Source organism: Mycobacterium sp. NGS61, from assembly GCF_059812325.1.
In genome coordinates this window covers 71,617-89,739 of the sequence record NZ_JCALCL010000010.1, presented here as the reverse complement: position 1 = coordinate 89,739, position 18,123 = coordinate 71,617, and the positions used below count along the sequence as shown (strand labels likewise).

The following is an 18,123-nucleotide window of genomic DNA, read 5'->3' as shown; positions in this document are numbered from 1 at the left end:
TACTCGATGGCCGGGATCAACGAGGACGCGATGATCGCCCGTCTGGAGCGCCGACTGGCAACGCAATACCGCCATCTGCCGCCCGATCAGGTGGCCGGCGCCATCGAGAATGCACGCGCCAGCCTGGCCCACAGCCGGATCCGGGACTTCATCCCGTTGCTCGTCGAGCGGCGGGTCAACGCCGAATTGGCGGGGGCCAGGTAGGCGGCTGCTGCGCTAGCCGCCGGACGGCGGCTGCGCGATCACGGTGGGCTTGAAGCCGTAGCGGGGAGCGGCGAAGTTCGCCACACTGCGCCCGGTGCCGGCCCCGGGCGCCATCGGGAGCCCGCCGAACGCTGAGGTGGCGGGTTGGGCGGCGGCCGCACCTGCAGCGCCGTTGAGCGCCACGTTGATCGGCGTCGCCCCCGGCGTGGCCGTCCAACTGGCCGGGACCGAGACCGCCCCGACCTTGGCCGCGTTGCCGACTGCGCCGGTGATCCCGCCGAGAGCGTTGCCGAAACCGCTGCCGAAGGTCGGTGCAGCAGCCGCCGCAGCCCCCTCCGCCGCCTTTGCCGCGCCCTCTGCCGCTTTTGCGGCCGCGGGGAACGCGCTGTGGAACAGGCCGTCGATATCCTTCATCGCGGTGGTGCTCAGTCGGAATGGAGAGACCATTCTGATGTAGGTGTCGAACCCGGAACTGAAGTCCACCGTCTGGGAACCGGTCAGCCCTTCCACCACATCGCCCAGGATTCCGTTCAACACGATCCCGTCGCCGTTGGCATTCCAGGCCGCTCCGGTCAATCCGAGCGCTGCTTGCGGATTGGCCAGCCACGGTGGGACGTTCGTCAGGCCGCCCAGCTGGTTGAGCGCCCGCACCACATCGTGATAACCCGCCGATGCCAGGGCGGAGTTGACCGCGTTGATCTGCGCGTTGATTTGATTGCTGAGCCCGGCGATGCTGGTCGCGACGGACTGCGGTGTCAGAGTCGGCAGGTCCGCGGCCGCCGCGGAGGCACCCGAGTAGCCGTACATGGCGGCGGCGTCCTGCGCCCAGAACTCGAGATATTGCGCCTCGGTGGCGGCAATTGCCGCGGTGTTCTGGCCCAGAAAGTTCGTCGCGAGCAGACCGGCCAGCAGTGCCCGGTTGGCCTCGATCACCGGTGGCGGCACCGTCGCCAGAAATGCGGCCTCGTAGGCTGCCGCCGCGGCGACAGCCTGCGCGCCGGTCTGTGCGGCCTGTTCGGCCGTAGCGGTCAACCAGGCAATTTGCGGCGTGGCCGCGGCGGCCATGGCTGCGGCCGAGGGGCCGGCCCACGGCCCGTCGGTCAGGCCGGTGACGACCCCGCCGTAGGAGGCTGCAACGGATTGCAATTCGCCCGCCAAACCTTCCCAGGCAGCGGCTGCGGCCAGCATCGGCCCCGACCCCGCACCTGCATACATCAGCGCGGAGTTGACCTCCGGCGGAAGAGCTGCGAAATCCAACATTGACCTGTCGTCCTAACCGATCGTGGCAGCGTTGGCGGCTTCGGTGGTGCCGTAGGAACTACCGCTGAGACCCAGCGTGGTCGCCAACTGCTCCTGGACCGCCACGGCCTGCTCACTGATCGCCTGAAACAGCGTGGCGTGGTTGACGAAATGGTTGGCCATGATCAGCGACACCACGTCGGATGCGGCCGGAACGACCGCACTCGTCGGGCCCGCGGCGGCGGAATTGCCGGCACGGTGGGCCGAGAAAATTGACATGAGCTCCCCCGACGCACCGGTCAGAACTTCTGGCTCAGCAAAGACAGTCGACATTTGAGTCCTCCCTCAACGTTTACGTTGCACAACAGCAATCAGCGACCAATGACGTGGCACGTCACTCGTCGCTGAGCTGGTTCCTCGACCACGTTAAGTCCGACAAAGGGCGCAAACCAGGCCATCAGCGGCTTGTTCACTGGCGGGACAATAACTATTCATTTGCTGCATTGAATCCGCAGGTGGAGTGGAGACTAGGTATGAATCATATATGTTTCATATATGAAATGAGTTTTATATGAAGTTCTAAAAAGCACGTGCAATCGCAGCTACCCTGTGCGTCTGCGGCCCCGGCTATCCGCCGCGAACACCGCCACCAATCGGGGCACAAGCTGCCGCCTGATATCCCAGAGAACGCCGTTGACCTGCAGTTCCAGCCCGGACGCGACTGCCTGCGACTTCCCTGCGCACGCGAACAGACTGGACCGGACCGACGGCTCGTCGCCGCCGAGCGGCTGCTCACCGCCTCCGATGGCGGCGGAGTCCAGGCTCGGCGACGGTCCCGGCGTCGGACCCGCAGATTTGCGAACGACGCGAGATTCCCACCGGATCGCCGCTGCTTAAACGTGAAATCGTTGAACCGGACCTGCCCCCATAAGCGGCCAGCAGTCGACTTTCGAACCAGAACGGCGTTTGCTGGGTGTTATCCAGGTCACTCAATTAGGACGGTGTTCACCTCGGCGACAGCTGAACAGCAGGTGAACGGAAAGTAATCTACCAGCGGTTATTGATAAACGCGGGGGTCCAGAGTGCCGATATAGGACAGATCACGATAGCGCTCGTCGTAATCCAGGCCGTAGCCGACAACGAAGTCGTTGGGGATGTCGAAACCCACGTAGGTGATGTCGACGTTGGCCCCCACCGCATCGGGTTTCCGCAGCAGCGTGCACACCCGCAGCGAGCGCGGATGCCGGCTGCTGAGGTTCCGCAGCAACCACGACAGCGTCAGCCCCGAGTCGACCACGTCCTCCACGATCAACACGTCGCGGTCGTGGATGTCCCGGTCGAGATCTTTAAGGATGCGCACCACCCCCGACGACGATGTCGAGGACCCGTAAGAACTGACCGCCATGAACTCGAACTGGGTCGGCAGCGGAATGGCGCGGGCCAGGTCGGTGACAAACAGGACGGCACCCTTGAGCACGGTGATCAGCAGCAGATCCTGACCGGTGGTGGCCGCCGGGTCACGGTAGTCGTCACCGATCTGTTGCCCGAGCTCGGCGATGCGGGCCTGGATCTGCTCCCGGGTCAGCAACACCGACTTGATATCCCCCGGATACAGCTCCGCCGTCACGTCCACAGCGTGCCACGCCGACCGGTCAACAACCAACGCAACCGTCAAATCGTCTCGGGGCGCAACTCGAGTAGGCCGTCGCGCCGGCCCGCGACCAGCCGGCGACCGCGCAGCTGCGACCCAACCGCCACACCACCCTGGCCGCGCCAGCCCGTGACCAGTTTGTCGACCCCGCGAATCTGCTGGTCGGTAAGTCCGGTCGCACCGCCGGCCAGCAGCCAACGGCGAATCACCCGTCGACGCACCGGGTCGGGCAGCTCGCCGAGCGCCCGGGTATCCAGCCCCGTACCGGTCGTCGCCCCGCTCAGCGCCTCCGCGGCGAGCGCATCGATCAGCTCAGTGTCCTCGCGCAGGGCGGTCGCGGTGCGGGCCAGCGCCGCCGCGACCCCGCCGCCGAGCACGTCTTCCAACAGCGGCAGCACCTCGGTGCGCAGCCGCACCCGGGCGAAACGGCGGTCGCCGTTGTGCGGATCCTGCCAGGCGGTGACGCCCAGCTCGCGGCAGGCAGCGTGGGTGACCTCCCGCCGCAGCCCCAGCAACGGGCGGCACCACGGCGGATCAAACGGACGCATACCGGCGAGCGAGCGGGCTCCCGAGCCGCGGCCCAGGCCCAGCAGCACCGTCTCGGCCTGGTCGTCGAGCGTGTGCGCCAGCAACACCGGCCCGTCCCGATGGGCGGCCAGCGCGCCATAGCGGGCGGTCCGGGCCGCGGACTCCGGGCCGCCGTCGGTGCCGACCTGCACGCGCAATACCCGGGCATCCGCGCATCCCATCGAAAGAGCTTGTGCCCGTGCGGTTTCGGCCACCTCGGCCGAATCGGACTGCAACCCGTGATCCACGATCAGCGCGGTAGTGGGGCGCAACCGAGCTGCGACGGCGGTGAGCGCCAGCGAATCCGGGCCACCGGAGAGTCCGATGCACCACCGCTCGTCAGGACCCAGATAGGTCTGCGCGAAATCTGCTGCAGCCCTACGCAACTGGGCTAAAGCACCCGGTCGATCCATCGCTGTGGGTGCTCGATCTCGGCGGGTAGCGGCAGCGTCTCGGGTCCCGTCCAGATCGTATTGAAACGCTTCATCCCGACCCGCTCCACCACCGAGTCGACGAACACCTTGCCGCGGGTGTACTGGCTGAGCTTGGCATCGACACCGAGCAGCGCGCGCAGCAGCCGCTGCAGCGGCGGTTGTTTGCGGCGGCGGCGTTCGTCGAACCGTTGCCGGATGGTGGCGACCGACGGAACCACCATCGGCCCGACCGCGTCCATCACATGCTCGGCGTGCCCTTCCAGCAGGGTGCCGAGCACCAACAGCTGATCCAGCGCCTGGCGTTGCGGTTCGGACTGCACGGCGCGCATCAGGCCCAGGATCCCGGTGGCATTGGGATCGTCCGTCCCGGCACCGCGCGACCGGATGAATTCGGCGAGTCGGCCGGCCACCTCGCGGATATCGTCAGCGGGTTCCCGGGTCAGCAGACCCAGCGAACTCGACATGTAACCGGCGATCCACGGGTTGGCGGTGAACTGCACCCGGTGGGTGACCTCGTGCAGGCACACCCACAATCTGAAGTCCGACGGATCGACATTGAGCTGGCGCTCGATGGCGATGACGTTCGGATACACCAGCAGCAGCGTTCCGCCCTCGGACCCGAACGGGTCGTACTGACCGAGGATGCCCGACGACACGAACGCCAGCACCGCACCGGTCTGCGCGCCGGTGAGCCGGCCGGTGAGCCGGCCGCGGGGCTGGTCGCTGCCGTTGGTCATCGCCTTCATCGATTCGGTGGCAGCCCGGATCCACGCCGGCCGGTCCACCACCCGCGCCGGCGGCACCGCGCCGTCGGTGATCAGCCCGGTCACGTCGCGGACCGGCGGTTCGGCCTGCTCGGCGGACCGCAGCAGCTGATCCACGACCTGCCGTCGGGTGTAGTCAGAGGTGACCGGACCGCCACGGGTCAGCTTTTCCCCGACGGTGGCCGCGAAACGCCAGTCAACGGCGTTGCCCATCGTCAATTCCGCGCTGTCGGTCATACCGCACACCCGCAGAACCACAACCGGGTGGCGAGCGCGTCGATCGCGTTGCGACCGTTCGGGCCGGCGTCGTTGGAGATGAATGCGAACGTGAGCACCCGTCCGCTGGCGTCGGTGAGCACCCCCACCAGGGAGTTCACCGCGGTCAGCGAGCCGGTCTTGGCCCGCAGCCAACCGGCCGGGCCCTGGTCGGTGGACCGGTCCAGAAACCGCTCGCCCAGCGTGCCGCTGCCGCCGGCGATCGGCAGCAGATCCAGCAGTGCCCGCAGCGATGGTTGATCCGGACCTGCGGCGGCCTGCATCACGCCGTCCAGGGTGCGGGCCGTCAGACGGTTGTTCACCGACAGTCCGCTGGAGTCGGCCAGGGCGGCGCCGCCGGTGTCGACGTGCGCGGTGTTCAGCCGGCTGGTCACCGCGTCGACGGCCCCGGTGAAACTGCGCGGCCGGTTGATGGCCGTTGCCACTTCGCGGCCGATGCATTCGGCCATCACGTTGTCCGAGGCGTTCATCATCTGGGACAGCCGCTGCACCAGCGGCGCCGACTGCACCACCGCCAGCTGGCGCGCACCGGACGGCGCCGAAGCGATAGACACCGCCGCCGGATCCAGCCCCAGCGCGATGGCCAGCTCCCGGCCGGCATCCAGGGCCGGCGTCCGGCTGCGGCGGGAGTTGACGGTGGTGGGCTGGATCCGGCCGGCGTCGATCATCGCCGCCTCAATCGGGGCGACGTCACCGTTGTCGACGTCGGCGGAGTCCCAGCCCGGCGCCAGGGTGGGACCGCTGAACGCCGAGATGTCCACCTGCACCGAGGTGGGCGTCATACCGCTGCGGTGCACCTGCTCGACCAGGTCGTTGATCCGTGCCGCACCGCGATACCAGGTGTCCACGCCGGGCGGGGCCGCGGACAGGGTCGGGTCCCCGGCACCGACCAGCACAACGGGACCCTGCGCGCTATTCGGGGCGGCCACCACCCGGGTGCTGATCCGGGCTTGGCGGTCCAGCGTGAGCAGCGCCGCGGCGGCAGTCAGCACCTTGTTGGTGGACGCCGGCACCAGCGGTACGTCGTCGAGCTGTTGCCAGAGCTGCTTATTGCTCATGGCATCGGTGATCCGGCCGCCCAGTCTGCCCAGATTGGGATCCGCCACCACCGCCGCCAGCGCCGCGGCCACCCCCGTCGGGCTGGGTGCCTCTGCGTTGTCGGCCACCGCGCTCACGCCTGCCTTGACCGTCGGGGGTCGCGGCGGCGGCACCGTGGAACGCGCCCCGCCGCTGCCGTGCCCGCCGGTGGTGAACAGCACGGCCGCCGCCACCACCGCAGCCACGCACGCCAGCACCGCCAACCCGACGAACACCCGGGTGGTCTTGCGCCAGCGTCTGGGAGCCATAGATCGCGCGATCTCCTGTCTTGTCGTGTCCCATTCTGCCGAACCGCCCACACAGCAGTGCCGCCGCACCTGCTCGACTACTGTGTAGCCGTGCAATTCGACGTGACCATCGAAATCCCCAAGGGCCAGCGCAACAAATACGAAGTCGACCACGAGACCGGTCGCGTGCGCCTGGACCGCTACCTCTACACCCCGATGGGCTACCCGGCCGACTACGGCTTCATCGAGGACACCCTGGGTGAAGACGGTGACCCGCTCGACGCCATGGTGTTGCTGCCGCAACCACTGTTTCCCGGGGTGCTGGTGGAGGCGCGGCCGGTGGGCATGTTCCAGATGGTCGACGAAGCCGGTGGCGACGACAAGGTGCTCTGCGTGCCGGCCGGCGACAAGCGCTGGGACCACATCCAGGACATCGGCGACGTTCCGGAGTGGGAACTCGAGTCCATCAAGCACTTCTTCGTGCACTACAAGGACCTGGAGCCCGGCAAGTTCGTCAAGGCCGCGGACTGGGTCGGCCGCGCCGAGGCCGAGGCCGAGGTGCAGCGTTCGGTGGAGCGGTTCAAGACCAGCGGGCACTGACCGACATCCTCGACCGCTAGTGTCGCGACGGTGACGGACGGCGCGGGTACCCCCGCAGTGTCGGCGGGACCGGTCACCCGCGGCAGCGTCGCCCGGGTCGGCACGGCCACCGCGGTCACCGCGTGCTGCGGCTACGCGGTGGTCTACCTGGCCGCACGCCATCTTGCGCCCAGCGGCTTCTCCGTCTTCGCCGTCTTCTGGGGAGCGTTCGGCCTGGTCACCGGCGCCGCCTCCGGCCTGCTGCAGGAAACGACGCGCGAGGTGCGCGCAATGCAGTACCTCGACGTGCTGCCCGAGCGGCCCCGCACCCGCCCGTTGCAGGTGGCCGGCCTGGTCGGGCTGGTCTCGGCCGTCCTGATCGCCGGCAGCTCACCGTTGTGGAGCGGGCGGGTGTTCGTCGCGGACCGCTGGTTGTCGGTGGCGCTGCTCAGCGTCGGGCTGACCGGATTCTGCCTGCACTCGGCCCTGCAGGGCATGCTGGCCGGCACCAACCGATGGGGGCACTACGGGGCGCTGATGGTGACCGACGCCGTCATCCGGGTGGCGGTCGCCGCGGCCACCTTCGTGATCGGCTGGGGCCTGGCCGGGTTCCTGTGGGCGACCGTCGCGGGTTCGGTGGCGTGGTTGATCATCCTGGCCGCCTCGCCCGCGGCACGCAGCACGGCACGGCTGCTGACCCCGGGCAGCCCCGCCGCCTTCCTGCGCGGCGCCGCACACTCGATCACCGCCGCCGGAGCCAGCGCGATCCTGGTGATGGGCTTCCCGGTGCTGTTGAAAGTGACCTCCGCCGAACTGGGCACCGAAGGCGGTGTGGTGATCCTGGCGGTCACGTTGACCCGGGCGCCGTTGCTGGTGCCGCTGATGGCCATGCAAGGCAACCTGATCGCACACTTCGTCGACGAGCGCGGCCACCGACTGCGGGCGCTGGTATCCCCGGCGCTGCTGGTCGCCGGGATCGGCGGGATCGGGGTGCTGCTCGCCGCCGTGGTGGGCCCGTGGCTGCTGCGTTTCGCGTTCGGGTCGCAATACGCAACCAGCAGTGCACTGCTGGCCTGGCTGACCGCCGCCGCCGTCGCGATCGGGTTGTTGACGCTCACCGGATCCGCCACCGTCGCGGCCGCCCTGCATCGGGCGTATTCGCTCGGGTGGGTCGGCGCGACGGTGACCTCGGGGCTGTTGCTGCTGCTGCCGACCGCATTGCAGACCCGCACCGTGGTCGCGCTGCTGTGTGGACCCCTGGTGGGGATCGCCGTCCACCTGCTTGCGCTCGGGCGCGGCGCACGCGTCGGCACCTGATCGCGGCCTGCCCGGCGTGTACTTTGTGGCTTGACATGGGTTCTGAAACGCATGACGTGTGGATCGTCGTCCCCAACTTCAACGAAGGCGCTGTCATCGGTGCGGTGATCAGCGAACTGCGATCGGTTTTCGACAACGTCGTCTGCGTGGACGACGGCAGCTCCGACGGCAGCGGTGAAATCGCCCGGCGGGCCGGCGCTCACCTGGTGCGTCATCCGATCAACCTGGGTCAGGGCGCGGCCATCCAGACCGGCATCGAGTACGCCCGCGCGCAGCCCGGCGCCGCGGTGTTCGCGACATTCGACGCCGACGGTCAGCACCGCGTCAAAGACGTGGCCACGATGGTCGCGCGGATCAAGCGGGGCGACGTCGACGTCGTGATCGGGACCCGTTTCGGCCAGGCGGTGGCCACCCGCCCGCCGTTGCTGAAGCGGATCGTGTTGCAGACCGCGGCCCGGCTGAGCCGGCGCGGCCGCCGGCTCGGGCTCACCGACACCAATAACGGCCTGCGGGTCTTCAACAAGACCGTCGCCGACGGGATGAACATCACCATGAGCGGCATGAGCCACGCCACCGAGATCGTCATGCTGATCGCCGAAAACCGCTGGCGCGTGGCCGAAGAACCGGTCGAGGTGCTCTACACCGACTACTCCAAGTCGAAGGGGCAGCCGCTGCTCAACGGCGTGAACATCATTTTCGACGGGTTCCTGCGCGGGAGGATACGACGGTGAACTGGATTCAGCCGCTGCTGATCGGCGCCATCATCGCGCTTTTAATGTTCCTGCTGCGGTCGCGGCGCAGCGCCCGGGCGCGCGCGTGGGTGAAGGTGGGCTACGTCCTGTTCGTGCTGCTCGGTGTCTACGCGGTGCTCCGTCCGGACGATACGACGGTGGTCGCGCACTGGTTCGGGGTGAACCGCGGCACCGACCTGATGCTCTACGCGCTGATCATGGCGTTCAGTTTCACCACGCTGAGCACCTACATGCGGTTCAAGGATCTGGAACTGCGCTACGCGCGCCTGGCGCGGGCGATCGCGCTGGAAGGCGCGCAACCGCCCGATGCCAGCGTGGGTTCGTCGCCGCGAGAGTGAATTCAGCCGCCCGCCCCGGCGGGCTCAACTCCCGTGCTTGTGCCGGAAATATTCCACCGTGCGCCGCACCCCGTCGGCTAACCCGACCTGCGGTCGCCAACCCAAAATCTCTGCCGCCAAACCGATGTCGAGGCAGGAGCGCTTCAGGTCACCTAGCCGCGGCGGATGGAACTCCGGGTCGTCGGGCCCGCCCACGGCGGCGGCGACCGCGGTGTGCAGTTGGCGATCGGAGGTTTCGACTCCGGTGCCCACGTTGAACCGCTGCCCGCCGCCCTGCTCGCCGGACGCCTTGACGAAGGCGTCGACGACGTCATCGACGAAGACGTAGTCGCGGGTGTTGGAGCCGTCACCGAACACCTTGGTGCTGCTGCCCTCGAGCAACGCCTGGGCGAAGATCGCGACCACGCCGGCCTCGCCGTGCGGGTCCTGGCGCGGACCGTACACGTTGGCCGGCGCGATGTGCGAACAGTCCAGGTCGTACAGGTGCCGGAAGGTGTTCAGGTAGATCTCCCCGGCCACCTTGCCCGCGGCATAGGGCGAAAAAGGATCGGTCGGCACCGTCTCGGGCGTCGGGTACTGCGGCGGGATGCCGTAAATCGACCCCCCCGAGGAGGTGTGCACGACCTTGCGTACCTGTGCGCGACGCGCCGCCTCGGCCAGCCGGATGGTGCCGATCACGTTGACCGAGGCGTCGAACTGCGGGTTGGCCACCGAGTGCCGCACGTCGATCTGGGCCGCCAGGTGGAACACCACCTCGGGGCGGTGTTCGTCGAAGATGGGCTGCAGGTCCGAGGTCACGATGTCGGCCTCGACGAACGTGTGCGCCGGCTCGTCGAGGAGATGCTCGAGGTTGGTCGCCCGGCCGGTCGCGAAGTTGTCCAGGCCCACCACCGTGTGACCGTCGGCCAGGAGACGGTCGACTAGCGTCGAGCCGATGAAACCGGCAGCCCCGGTGACCAGTGCGCGCACCGGCCCACCATACCGAGTGGCGCGGGCGGTCATCGTCGCCGCAGGTGTGCTGATCGCGGTGCAGCTGGCAATCCGCGCGGCGCTGGCGTTCAGCGGCTATTTCTACTGGGACGATCTGATTCTGATCGGCCGCGCGGGCAGCCACAGTCTGGTGTCCCCGTCGTATCTGTTCGACGACCACGACGGGCACGTGATGCCCGGTGCGTTTCTGCTGGCCGGTGCGATCATCCGGCTGGCACCGCTGGAGTGGGCCGGGGCGGCGGTCAGTCTGGTGGTGCTGCAACTGCTGGCGTCGCTGGCGTTGCTGCGGGCGCTGCGGGTGATTCTGGGCTGGCGGCCGGTGTTGTTGCTCCCGTTGACCTTCGCGCTGTTCACCCCGCTGGGAGTGCCGGGGTTCGCGTGGTGGGCGGCGGCGCTGAACTCGCTGCCGATGCTGGCGGCGCTGGCGTGGGTGTGCGGTGACGCGGTGTTGCTGGTTCGCACCGGCAGGCAGCGTTACGCGCTGACGGGTGTGTCGGTGTATCTCGGTGGCCTGCTGTTCTTCGAGAAGGCCGCGGTGATCCCGTTCGTCGCCTTCGCGGTCGTGGCCCTCGCCGGTCATGTGCGCGCAGATGCGTCGCCGCTGCGGGCCGCCTGGCGGGCCGGCATCCGGCTGTGGGTGCCGTCGCTGGCGGTGACCGCCGGCTGGGTGGTGCTGTATCTGGTCGTGGTGAATCAGCGGCGATGGAGTTCGGACGTCGCGATGACCTGGGCCCTGCTGCGCCGGTCCGTCACGCACGGCATCGTGCCCGGTCTGGCCGGCGGCCCCTGGCACTGGGCGCGTTGGGCGCCGGCCTCCCCGTGGGCCACCCCGGGGACCGTGGTGATGGCGCTCGGATGGCTCAGTGTTGCTGCGGCGCTGGCGGTTTCGCTGATCCGCAAGCAGCGGATCGGACCGGTGTGGCTGATCGCCGCCGGTTACGCCGTGGCCTGCCAGGTTCCGATCTACCTGATGCGGTCGTCGCGTTTCACCGCCCTCGAACTGGCGCAGACCTTGCGGTATTTCCCCGACCTGGTGGTGGTGCTGGCGCTACTGGCCGCGATCGCGTTCGCCGCCCCCAACCGGCCGTCGGCGGCGTGGCTGGACACCTCGCGGCTCCGGACCGCTGCGACAACCGTTGTGGCGCTGCTCTTCTTGGCCAGCAGCCTGTACTCGACGTCGACGTTCGCGCAGGTATGGCGCGACAATCCGGCCGAGCCCTATCTGAAGAACGCCCGGGCCGGCCTGGCAATGGCGGACCCGACGGTGCCGTTGCTGGACCAGGAGGTGGACCCGATGGTCTTGCAGCGGGTGGCATGGCCGCAGAACCTGGCCAGCCAGCTGTTCGCTTTGCTTCGCGATCGACCTGAATTCAGTTCCGCCACAACACAATTGCGGATGTTCAACAGCAAGGGGCAACTGGTCAACGCCCGGGTGACCTGGGTGCGGACCATCAGGCCGGGGCCGGTCGCGCAGTGCGGCTACTTCGCCCAGCCGGACCGCCCGACGCGCCTGATCCTGGACGGTCCGCTGCTGCCGGCCGACTGGACTGTCGAGTTGCACTACCTGGCCAATACCGACGGCTCGATGATGCTGGCCCTGTCCGACGGGCCAGAGGTGAAGGTCCCGGTGCATCCCGGACTCAACCGCGTCTATGCCCGGTTGCCGGGTGCCGGCGATGCGATCACGGTGCGGGCCAACACCGCTGCACTCGCGCTGTGTCTGGCCTCCGGGCCGGTGGGGTTTCTGGCGCCGCTGTGAGCGCCCAGCCCGGAAACTTCGCGGCGCGTCGCCGATCCGGTGAAGTGTGGAGCCGCCTAGGAGAATCGAACTCCTGACCTATTCACATATTGACGTAGAACGATAGCGTTCAAGAGAGTCCGCTAAGATATTGCAGCGCAACGTGATACACGATTCATCGTCCGCTAGCGTGCCCACGGATCCGGGGTGATTTAGGGGCGTTTGTATCAGGAAAGTGGAGACCCGTCTATTTTGTCGGTGCCTTTCATTACAGTCACCCACATGAGCACCGACATCAGCGTCCAGACCACCACATTCGGCGGTTCCGGCCAGCCGTCGCACTACCTCCCTGGCCCCAGACCAGAGAAACTGCCGATTTCGGCGAAGGTCTGGGACGTCGCCAAGGACTACGGCAAGGAGTCGGAGGCGGTCGTGGTGGCCTTGTACGAGGCCGTCATGCGACTGGAGTCGGCGTTGACAGCAGACTAGGACGGCCCTACCCCCCAGGTGGCACCGCGCGCAAACATCTCGCGATTGCGCTTATCCAGCTTCTCCCACCGCTTCTCGTCGCGAGGCTCCGCTCCCTGCTGGAACGCCAACTTCAGTACATCCTCGATCATGACCCGGCCGGTCGGTATGTGCCCCTTGCCGAGTGCCGAGCAGTGAAGATGTGGACGCACTTCATGCGACGACGAAATCGGGTGCCAGTGATATTCGTATTGGGGGGTGCCATCGATCAGCAGGTCGTACATGTAGCCCGTCGTGGTGACCTTCCACGGACCCCGGTCACGATCGTCGGAGGCGACGATTTTGTATCGCATACTCACACTCAGGCCCAGCTTGCCGGCGGCGCGGAGTCCGACGACCTCGCCGTTGTTGAGGGTGAGAACACCCTCTTCGCCTGCCCTGTAGTTGTCGGCGGTGACCTTGCCGTCGAGGAACATACCGAGGGCGGCCTGGATCGGCGCGACAAACGCCTTAACTGCTTCGGCCTGAGTCCTACCGGCCACTCGGACGAAGCATGGCGACCTTCATCACGTCAGTGTCGGAGTCATCCGCATAGGAGCCGTTGTCCCAACGCCGCGCGAACGTCGCGCCATCAATGCCGAGCAGACGGTGAGCAGCTTGATCGAAGATCTTCCACGATCCGTCTGCGCTGATCTTCTGAAACTTGACTGCCATACTCACACCCCCTCTGTTCGTAACGATAGCTTTGTTTCTCGTAGCGTCGCATGTACCTCTGACAACTATATCTCTCCCGGCTATTTCGACCTGCCGGTTCGTGTCAAAACGCGCAGGTGGGCGGGCCGGGGGGCGGCTCGGCGAACCGGGCTTGCGTCGCGTCTGCGCCTTCTATTCCGTGATACCGCTGTGGATTATCCGCGCCCGCCTGGCTAGGTCCTCGCGCGCTTTCCTGCCCTGCTTCTTCGGTAGGTCGTTGTCGACGACTAGGGAATGGGCGACGTCGCGAGGGTGTGACTGTTCGGTGTCAGGGTATGGGTCGAACGCCACGCCGAGGCAGACCTCCCGGACATCCTTCACCAGCATCGAGAAAACTCCATTCTTGGGTTCCCGCTTGACATCCGCCCAACTGAGTCCGTGTTCGGCGAGAATTCGGTCTCGATAGCAAGAGATGCCGTCGTCATCAAAGCGCACTGCAGCCACGGTGATCGACACCTTCTTCGTTCCCTGGTCGGTCACTGTCCAGTGTTCGTGAGGGATGCTTGGCGAATATCGGTACAGCACTTCCTCTGGGCCGATCTGAGGATCGTCAGCCTTCACCGCGGAATCAGTTGATGTTGAACTCCTGCACTGATCTTCTCGAGGAAGATGCGCGAATCATCGAGTGCGACTCCTAGCAGTCGAGGCCCGTCAGTCTGGCCTTTGCTGACTGCGAGTTCATGATCAAACGCTTCACGACCATCGGCCCAGTAGCCACGAAACGCCAGTTCACCATCCTCAAATGCGATTGTGAGTTGGTCACCATCAACGAGCCAGACGACATGCAGTCCGCCGTCGGGGAGCGGCGAGAACTGCGGCGTTGCAAGCCCATCAGCGTGTGTGAGTGCCTTGATCAAGGAGACCGCAAGGTTCGCGACTGCGGTGTGCACCGCGCGGCCGCTGGCGCCGTCCCAACCTCGGGGCAGCCGCGTTAGCTTGGCCAGCTCGCTCTGTGCGTACACGATGACTTCTGACCGCGTCGGGTGGGAGACTTGCGGTTGTCCGGGCTGGGCGGCCCACCATCGAATATGCGCATCTTGAATAAACGTCGGCACAGTTCTGGGCGACGAAGTGATTGGCGATTGTTCAATTACTGGCATCGGTCTTTCCCCATTCGATGTGCATGCCCTCCGTTGTGACGTGGTCAAACATCATTACGCCTTCCCTATGTGCAACATCAAGGGCGGCGAAGACGTCCACTGAAGAAAGTTCGGCGTCTATCGCAACTATCGAGTTGATCTCAAGTTGCAGCTCATTCTCGTCAGCAGGGTAACCGAGCGATATTGTCTGCCGCCCAAACGGTTGGCCGTCCGTCTCGCTGAGTTGGCGCTCCATCTGGACCCTGGTTGCGACATGACCGTCGAGAGTGAAGGTGGTCGAGAGCGCATCAATCACCCGCGGTACATCAGATGCGCCGGCTACCGCGATTCGGTTGAAGAAGGTCACCTCTGCGGCACTTGGCCGGAGAACGCCAAATCCCGCACCTTCTATGTAACGCTCGAAGTCGCTCCAGATAGACGACAACTCAGCACGTAACACGTCATAGCGCGGATACGGGTTATCACCCTGTTGCTTACGCCAATTGATCAGTAGGCGGTCGTGTTGCACCTGAATGAGTAGTGATTCGTCCTCGGTCAAAACCCACAACCGAATCGGTGCGACCGAGTTGCCGAATTGGAACATGAAGTTGGCCGGCCCCAGTGGTGGCAGAGCTACCTGTTCCTGAACTTTCGGGAAACGCTCTCGCCATCTGTCGACCAGGCGCACCAACGCGACCGTGTCAAGACCAGGCAACTGCAGAAAGTGAATGCCCGCGGCCACCTCGATCACCGGCGGCAGTTTGAACGAGGGGAGAGCTTGTGCAATGGCCACGCCCCCCATTGTGCAATGTTAAGGCAGCGGTGGGACGGTTGTGACCAGCGACACTGGCGTCATCGCCGGCAGCAGCGTGATCGCTAATGCCGACCAGTGAGGACCGAATCGAGTCCCGTGGCATCAGATTGTGTATCCGGGTATGCCTCTGACGGATTGGCGTTGGCGTGGGAGTTGGGCGGTCATGGCGGTGTCGATCATGTCTTTGGACGTGGCTGTCGCCGAGGATGAAGACTTGGACGAGCCGGAGCGCAGCAGAGCCCGAAAAGTGCTTGACGGCCTGCTGTCAGGAGGCTCAAAAATCGCAATCACAGCCCTCGGTGGCGCCGGCGGCCACATTCTGCACAGCTGAGCGGCCACTGACTCCGAGGTAACAATCTCCCGAGTTATCACCGGAGTCTTAGACCGATGTGTCCGGCCCTGGAGCGAGACTGACCGCATGGCAATCAAGGTGCAACTGATAACAGGCGAACCGCCCCTGAGCTTCGACACCGGGACAGGTTGGAGGTAGTCGCCGGCGGCGTCCTGAAAATTAGCAAGGCAGACCGCGAGACCCTCTACATCAGTCCCGCGCAGTGGGTGACCGTCGAGGAGACTCGGGGGCCAGTCGCAATGCCAGTGGTTGGTCACGCAGATCCGGGTCCGGAAGATTCCGCGTTCTAGTGTCGGCCGAGCCCGCTTCCGACAAGCGCCTTGAATTGGCCTATGCCGTAGCGCAGGAACGGCTGAAGCTGCAGGACGCCACGCTAGCGAACACGCGAACCAGGGCGAGCAATCTGCTCGCCACTACCGCGCTGTTTATCTCCTTTTCAGCCGGGGTCGGCTTGATCCAGAGCGATCCGGACTCAGAGTCCGCGCTTTGTTCCGGCATAGCCCTGATCCTCTTGCTGGTCGTGGTCGCTCTAGGTATCAGCGTGCTGGTGGTCGTGTGGCCGGCCAAGATGTGGTGCTACACCCCGTCAGCTTCGAAGATCATGGCCAGGATTGCGGCGGGAGATGACGAAGCAGCTATCCGCCGGTACGTCATCGATGCAATGATCACCGGAGCCGAGGCTAACCACGACATGCTCGAACTGAGACAGAATGCGTTCCGTTGCGCGGTCGTGCTGCTCGTAGTCGAAGTCGTACTGCTCCTTTGCGCTATCGCCCTCCACTGAAGGACCGCACGTGACTGACCATTGGGACAACAAGAGCAAGCGCGAAGAGATCGAACGAAGGAAGGCAGAGGCCGCCGAGCGTAAGAAGGCCGAGCTCGCGCAGGAACGAGATCGCCGTGAGCGTGAAATCGAGGAACGCCGAAGTCGGCGCGATGGGGACAAATAACGCGCGTTGTCTTGCCCGACGCTGGATTATCTTTGGAGGGAGCCCGCATGCAGTTCGACGAGTTACGCACACTCATCACCGCATCCAGAAACTCTGACTGGCATCGAATCCGTTCGGGCCCAACGTATCGTGACAGCTTCGCGACTTGGAGCAGCCCCGCCGACGGATCGGCCGGTTGCGAGGTTCACGGTCACACGTACGTTGCGGTCTACAAGCCGGACATCGACATCACCATCGCATTCGGGCGAGAATCCGGTTTGATGTCGCGCGATCTGAAATTCGGGTGGGCGGAGTTTCCAGATCCCAAGGTGTCCATGCACGATGCCGACGTGTTCTGGCGGGGGTCGCTCGTTGATCGAGTCAACTTCGTATACGTTGACGGCGGACGCTGCGCCCTACCGCTCGGACTCGGACACCAGGGCCTCGAGATCACCCGACATGAGTTCGCGGTGGCCCGCCTGATCGATGCGTTGGAGAGCGGCGATCGCTTTGACACGTACGCGTCGGGTGTGCCCTACGAGTTCGTCGACTGATCAAGTCCCCCGAGCCCGCATGACCGAACCACCGACCCCCTCACCGGTTCCCGACGAGCACCTAGAGGAATGGAAATCATCGGCGCTATTGGCCCGGTCATGCCGACTCGTGATGCAGAGAACCGTCGACCCGGTACCAGGCAGCGCACTCGCTACCGCAGATCTTCATTACCCGCATGAGAAAGTCTCGGCGTGGACGCGCGAGTACTTGTTGGCTGCGGGTGACTCTCTCGGTTTCTGGGCCGATCACTTCTCTCCGTACGAGTTCGCCCCGGATGCGGCGCACGAGGTGCCGTACCGGTCGTATCTGCTGCTGGGACGTGCTGGTCTGGAAGCCGCCGCCCATGCGCTTTGGCCGCTCAGCTCGCCTATCTCCGAGGACTGCGCCAGTCGCCATGTCCGCTTGCTGCACCGCGACTTTCGTTACCATCGCCAGGCTCTCCGGGCAGGTGTGCGCGACGAGTCCTATATCCAGTCGCGGATCAACAACCTTGAACGGCGTGCTCGCGACTCGCCGCTGCCGCTGCGGCCGGCGGATAATCCGCCCGGGTACGAAGGGCTCATACGTCATGCGGCGCAGCATGTTCAGCGCGATCCCGACGAGTGGGCCTACATATGGAATGCCGCTAGCGGCGCGGCGCATGGACAGAATTGGTTTGGCATTGAGGGGTACGAGCTGCACAGCCGAGATGAGTACGAGCCTGGGTACTTCCGGATTCAGCGTCTCCCCGATCCCGAGTTCATTACAGCGACAATGGACGCGGCGTCGCTCTGTGTCCTGGCCGGGACGCACAGGTGGCTGTCCCTCGGTGGTCACCCTGATGAGCTGTACAGGCAAGCACTGCAAGGCATTTCGGACCGGATGCCGAAGGGCCGCTAATGTCCATGTCCATCGGAAGAAATCCCGCCATAGTCCCGTGCAATTGCACGGATGTGCTTGCCCGTCCAGATCTTGGACCACAGTTTGCGTCCGATCTCAGTCTTGGTGAAAACCCCCAGA

24 protein-coding genes are annotated in these 18,123 nt (G+C 65.7%); 12 read left to right on the top strand and 12 right to left on the bottom strand.

Features of this window, described 5'->3' with window-relative positions:
- Positions 1-6 precede the first annotated feature (6 nt).
- On the top strand, positions 7-204 hold the full coding sequence (locus AC5Y3Z_RS19605) for a three-helix bundle dimerization domain-containing protein (protein WP_463828539.1): 198 nt from the start codon (positions 7-9) through the stop codon (positions 202-204).
- A gap of 12 nt (positions 205-216) precedes the next feature.
- On the opposite strand, the gene AC5Y3Z_RS19600 is transcribed toward AC5Y3Z_RS19605, so the two are convergent.
- From AC5Y3Z_RS19600 to dacB, 6 genes are all read right to left on the bottom strand, one after another.
- Complete coding sequence (locus AC5Y3Z_RS19600) at positions 217-1,464, bottom strand: PPE family protein (RefSeq protein WP_463828538.1); 1,248 nt, start codon at positions 1,462-1,464, stop codon at positions 217-219.
- A 12-nt stretch (positions 1,465-1,476) separates the two neighbouring features.
- A complete protein-coding gene (locus AC5Y3Z_RS19595) occupies positions 1,477-1,776 on the bottom strand; it encodes a PE family protein (RefSeq protein ID WP_463828537.1) in 300 nt (99 codons plus the stop codon).
- 724 nt (positions 1,777-2,500) lie between these two features.
- On the bottom strand, positions 2,501-3,118 hold the full coding sequence (gene hpt / locus AC5Y3Z_RS19590; protein ID WP_473139863.1) for a hypoxanthine phosphoribosyltransferase: 618 nt from the start codon (positions 3,116-3,118) through the stop codon (positions 2,501-2,503).
- Complete coding sequence (gene tilS / locus AC5Y3Z_RS19585) at positions 3,115-4,074, bottom strand: tRNA lysidine(34) synthetase TilS (protein WP_473139864.1); 960 nt, start codon at positions 4,072-4,074, stop codon at positions 3,115-3,117. The genes hpt and tilS overlap by 4 nt, the downstream gene beginning before the upstream one ends.
- The gene (locus AC5Y3Z_RS19580) at positions 4,053-5,096 is read right to left on the bottom strand and encodes a zinc-dependent metalloprotease (protein ID WP_463828534.1); all 1,044 of its coding nucleotides are present in this window, start codon (positions 5,094-5,096) and stop codon (positions 4,053-4,055) included. The genes tilS and AC5Y3Z_RS19580 overlap by 22 nt, the downstream gene beginning before the upstream one ends.
- On the bottom strand, positions 5,093-6,481 hold the full coding sequence (gene dacB / locus AC5Y3Z_RS19575) for a D-alanyl-D-alanine carboxypeptidase/D-alanyl-D-alanine endopeptidase (RefSeq protein ID WP_473139865.1): 1,389 nt from the start codon (positions 6,479-6,481) through the stop codon (positions 5,093-5,095). Before dacB ends, AC5Y3Z_RS19580 begins: the two co-directional genes overlap by 4 nt.
- A gap of 90 nt (positions 6,482-6,571) precedes the next feature.
- Here dacB and AC5Y3Z_RS19570 point away from each other — a divergent pair, with 90 nt between their 5' ends.
- The 4 genes from AC5Y3Z_RS19570 to AC5Y3Z_RS19555 are packed head-to-tail and all read left to right on the top strand — an operon-like array spanning position 6,572 to position 9,446.
- Positions 6,572-7,060, top strand: a complete 489-nt coding sequence (locus AC5Y3Z_RS19570; protein ID WP_473139866.1) for an inorganic diphosphatase — start codon at positions 6,572-6,574, stop codon at positions 7,058-7,060.
- A 30-nt stretch (positions 7,061-7,090) separates the two neighbouring features.
- Entirely contained in the window at positions 7,091-8,356 is a 1,266-nt protein-coding gene (locus AC5Y3Z_RS19565; protein WP_473139867.1) for a hypothetical protein, read from the top strand.
- A gap of 35 nt (positions 8,357-8,391) precedes the next feature.
- On the top strand, positions 8,392-9,087 hold the full coding sequence (gene ppgS / locus AC5Y3Z_RS19560; RefSeq protein WP_463828530.1) for a polyprenyl-phospho-N-acetylgalactosaminyl synthase PpgS: 696 nt from the start codon (positions 8,392-8,394) through the stop codon (positions 9,085-9,087).
- Positions 9,084-9,446 carry a DUF2304 domain-containing protein gene (locus AC5Y3Z_RS19555; RefSeq protein ID WP_473139868.1) on the top strand — a complete coding sequence of 121 codons (363 nt, stop codon included), beginning with the start codon at positions 9,084-9,086 and terminating at the stop codon, positions 9,444-9,446. The genes ppgS and AC5Y3Z_RS19555 overlap by 4 nt, the downstream gene beginning before the upstream one ends.
- Positions 9,447-9,470: 24 nt before the next feature.
- Here AC5Y3Z_RS19555 and AC5Y3Z_RS19550 read toward each other — a convergent pair whose 3' ends face one another.
- On the bottom strand, positions 9,471-10,415 hold the full coding sequence (locus AC5Y3Z_RS19550; RefSeq protein ID WP_463828528.1) for an NAD-dependent epimerase/dehydratase family protein: 945 nt from the start codon (positions 10,413-10,415) through the stop codon (positions 9,471-9,473).
- On the opposite strand from AC5Y3Z_RS19550, the gene AC5Y3Z_RS19545 reads away from it, so the two are divergent.
- Together AC5Y3Z_RS19545 and AC5Y3Z_RS19540 are read left to right on the top strand one after the other, a co-directional pair.
- Positions 10,381-12,195: a hypothetical protein gene (locus tag AC5Y3Z_RS19545; protein ID WP_473139869.1), complete on the top strand. Its 1,815-nt coding sequence runs from the start codon at positions 10,381-10,383 to the stop codon at positions 12,193-12,195. The genes AC5Y3Z_RS19550 and AC5Y3Z_RS19545 overlap by 35 nt on opposite strands.
- Before the next feature lie 261 nt (positions 12,196-12,456).
- Complete coding sequence (locus tag AC5Y3Z_RS19540; RefSeq protein WP_473139870.1) at positions 12,457-12,663, top strand: hypothetical protein; 207 nt, start codon at positions 12,457-12,459, stop codon at positions 12,661-12,663.
- On the opposite strand, the gene AC5Y3Z_RS19535 is transcribed toward AC5Y3Z_RS19540, so the two are convergent.
- The 5 genes from AC5Y3Z_RS19535 to AC5Y3Z_RS19515 form a co-directional block, all read right to left on the bottom strand.
- On the bottom strand, positions 12,660-13,184 hold the full coding sequence (locus AC5Y3Z_RS19535; protein ID WP_473139871.1) for a hypothetical protein: 525 nt from the start codon (positions 13,182-13,184) through the stop codon (positions 12,660-12,662). The genes AC5Y3Z_RS19540 and AC5Y3Z_RS19535 overlap by 4 nt on opposite strands.
- Entirely contained in the window at positions 13,174-13,356 is a 183-nt protein-coding gene (locus AC5Y3Z_RS19530) for a hypothetical protein (RefSeq protein WP_473139872.1), read from the bottom strand. Before AC5Y3Z_RS19530 ends, AC5Y3Z_RS19535 begins: the two co-directional genes overlap by 11 nt.
- Positions 13,357-13,527: 171 nt before the next feature.
- Positions 13,528-13,956: a hypothetical protein gene (locus tag AC5Y3Z_RS19525; protein ID WP_473139873.1), complete on the bottom strand. Its 429-nt coding sequence runs from the start codon at positions 13,954-13,956 to the stop codon at positions 13,528-13,530.
- A complete protein-coding gene (locus AC5Y3Z_RS19520; protein ID WP_473139874.1) occupies positions 13,953-14,495 on the bottom strand; it encodes a hypothetical protein in 543 nt (180 codons plus the stop codon). The genes AC5Y3Z_RS19525 and AC5Y3Z_RS19520 overlap by 4 nt, the downstream gene beginning before the upstream one ends.
- Complete coding sequence (locus AC5Y3Z_RS19515; protein ID WP_473139875.1) at positions 14,482-15,267, bottom strand: TIGR04255 family protein; 786 nt, start codon at positions 15,265-15,267, stop codon at positions 14,482-14,484. The genes AC5Y3Z_RS19520 and AC5Y3Z_RS19515 overlap by 14 nt, the downstream gene beginning before the upstream one ends.
- Positions 15,268-15,451: 184 nt before the next feature.
- Between AC5Y3Z_RS19515 and AC5Y3Z_RS19510 the strand changes: the two genes are divergently transcribed.
- From AC5Y3Z_RS19510 to AC5Y3Z_RS19490, 5 genes are all read left to right on the top strand, one after another.
- On the top strand, positions 15,452-15,619 hold the full coding sequence (locus tag AC5Y3Z_RS19510; RefSeq protein WP_473139876.1) for a hypothetical protein: 168 nt from the start codon (positions 15,452-15,454) through the stop codon (positions 15,617-15,619).
- Positions 15,620-15,929: 310 nt separating this feature from the next.
- Positions 15,930-16,424 carry a hypothetical protein gene (locus AC5Y3Z_RS19505; protein ID WP_473139877.1) on the top strand — a complete coding sequence of 165 codons (495 nt, stop codon included), beginning with the start codon at positions 15,930-15,932 and terminating at the stop codon, positions 16,422-16,424.
- A 10-nt stretch (positions 16,425-16,434) separates the two neighbouring features.
- Positions 16,435-16,590 carry a hypothetical protein gene (locus AC5Y3Z_RS19500; protein WP_473139878.1) on the top strand — a complete coding sequence of 52 codons (156 nt, stop codon included), beginning with the start codon at positions 16,435-16,437 and terminating at the stop codon, positions 16,588-16,590.
- Between the two features lie 260 nt (positions 16,591-16,850).
- Positions 16,851-17,123: a hypothetical protein gene (locus tag AC5Y3Z_RS19495; RefSeq protein WP_499918763.1), complete on the top strand. Its 273-nt coding sequence runs from the start codon at positions 16,851-16,853 to the stop codon at positions 17,121-17,123.
- A gap of 19 nt (positions 17,124-17,142) precedes the next feature.
- Entirely contained in the window at positions 17,143-18,003 is an 861-nt protein-coding gene (locus tag AC5Y3Z_RS19490) for a hypothetical protein (RefSeq protein WP_473139880.1), read from the top strand.
- Positions 18,004-18,123: the final 120 nt, after the last annotated feature.